Below are 2147 nucleotides of genomic sequence, written 5' to 3'. Positions count from 1 at the left end.
TGCCGATGTCGGCGTCCTCGAAGACGAGGCAGTCCTTGGGTTCGACTCCGAGGCGCTCGGCGGCTAGGAGGAAGGGGTCGGGAGCGGGCTTGGGGTGAACGTAGTCGCCGGCGCAGACGAGGGTGTCGAAGAGGCTGAGGATGCCCAAGGTTTCGAGCGAGCGGACGACGGACTCGCGAGTGCTTCCGGAGACTACGGCGAAGGGGAGGTTGCCGTGCTGGAGGTGGATCTGTTCGAGGACCTCGGGGACGGGGCGGAGCTGATCGATGAGGCCGTAGTAGAGGCTTTCTTTTCGATGAGCAAATTCTTCGATGGGGATCGCGAGGCCATCGCGGCGATTGAGTTCGGTGACGACGGCGTCGACGGGGCGGCCGCCCCAGGCGTAGAAGAGTTCCTCGGTGAAGGAGGTGCAGCCGTATTCGTGGAGGGCCTGGGTCCAGGCGATGAAGTGGATGGGCATGGAGTCGGCGATGGTGCCGTCGCAGTCGAAGAGGTAGGCCTTGAAGTCGCCTGCGGGGAGCGTGAGGGTCATAGACGTCCAGTTTACTAGGTGGGGGTCCTGCGCGGACGGCGAGGACCAAGAGCGACGCAACCCGGCTTGAGCGGCGCCTGGAGATGACGGAAAGTTCACGACGGCAGACATAGAGTTGGGTACGCTGCGCGCCGATAACGGAGCCAGAGGTATTCCTATGAACCTGCAAGCCATCAGTTCCGCTGTACACACTGCGATGTTGCCGGAGGCGCAGAAAGCTGCACCTGCTCCGGCGGCGTTGCCCAGCCCTTCGCCTTCGCCCACCGATACTGTCTCGCTGCGTTCTGCAGCACGGGCTGGATCGGCAGGAGGAGACGTTGATCACGACGGGGATGCCCACTAAGCCTCGCGGACGCATTGACCCTCGCCGCCGCACGAGCGGCGAGGGTCGACGAGGCGCCACGGGGTGAGCTGAATCGGTTGAGGGGTTGACGGAGGTCTTGAAATTTCCGCAGGGGGCCGGCGTTGCACGCGCGCAGCGTGGCTGGGCCATGGTCGAGATTCAGCGATTTACGTATCCCATTTACTTTTTCACCACGGAATTTGACAGGACACACAACCGCGCCGATTGATTTTTATTCCGAGGTTTGCAATCCAACCCATTCGGAAATACGTAGATCTTATGTCAGAGATCCGATAGCCAGCCCGCGACGAATGGATTGATCTGAGTCAGCGAACCGATCCGGCACGACACGCAGTAGTAGATCTGCGCGCAACGTTTACGAACGCCCAACCACAATCTGGCCGCACCGTGATGTCCCGCAGAGCCTTCTCTGCCGGGCAAACGCTATTTTGCGCGACAACGCCAAGACGTCCGTCGCACACCTAGCGAGTGCGCGCCGATCGTTGCCCCAAGGCACCATCAGGAGACGCACCGTGAAGACAATCGATTCCCTCGTTGAAAAGGCCCTTTCCCGGCGAACTTTTATGGCCGGAGCGGGCGCAGTGGCAACCACCGCTGCAATGGCCGGCTGCAGCAGTAGCTTTACCCCAGGTAAGGGCTATGTACCCCCAACCTCTTATACCGACGCCGACGTATTGAACTACGCGCTGAACCTGGAGTACCTGGAGGCGCAGTTCTATTTGTATGCGGCGACGGGCGCGGGGCTGGCGAGTACGGACACCGCGGCGCCCTCAGGCTATACCGGCACATACACGGAAGGAACCGTGACGGTGGGCGAAGCAGCCCAGGTTCCGGGACTGACGCAGGCGCAGCAGGAGATTCTGAACGAGATCGCGTTTGAGGAACAGACGCATGTGCAGTTTCTGCGCAGCGCGCTGGGATCGGCGGCGGTGCCGATGCCGTCGATTGATCTATCGTTCTTTGGGCCGCTGGCAGTGGCTGCCGGGATCACGACGGCTTCGACGGGAACGGGGTCGTTCAATCCGTTTTCGAGCTTCGACTACTTCCTGGTGGGCGCATTCATCTTCGAGGATGTAGGGGTAACGGCCTACGCGGGCGCAGCTCCCCTGATCAGCCCGGCGGGCGTTACTTCGGGATTGCTAACGGCTGCGTCCGGCATTCTTGCAGTGGAGGCGTACCACGCGGGGTATGTGCGGACGTCGCTAACGGGACGCGCGATTGCGGCAGGATCGGCATCGGCGTATCCGTACC

The 2147-nt window shown here is 61.9% G+C and carries 2 protein-coding genes; one reads left to right on the top strand and one right to left on the bottom strand.

Annotated elements, in window-relative coordinates; translation table 11 throughout:
* Positions 1 to 532 (bottom strand): HAD family hydrolase (locus WCB02_RS16280; RefSeq protein ID WP_423959483.1); only part of this gene is annotated, 532 nt, incomplete at its 3' end.
* 876 nt (positions 533 to 1408) lie between these two features.
* Here WCB02_RS16280 and WCB02_RS16275 point away from each other — a divergent pair.
* On the top strand, positions 1409 to 2147 hold a 739-nt coding region (locus WCB02_RS16275), incomplete at its 3' end, for a ferritin-like domain-containing protein (RefSeq protein ID WP_423959480.1).

The organism is Bradyrhizobium sp., from assembly GCF_049581145.1.
GTDB lineage: Bacteria > Pseudomonadota > Alphaproteobacteria > Rhizobiales > Xanthobacteraceae > Bradyrhizobium.
The sequence above is the reverse complement of the archived record's forward strand: the minus strand, read 5'-3'. Positions and strand labels throughout refer to the sequence as shown.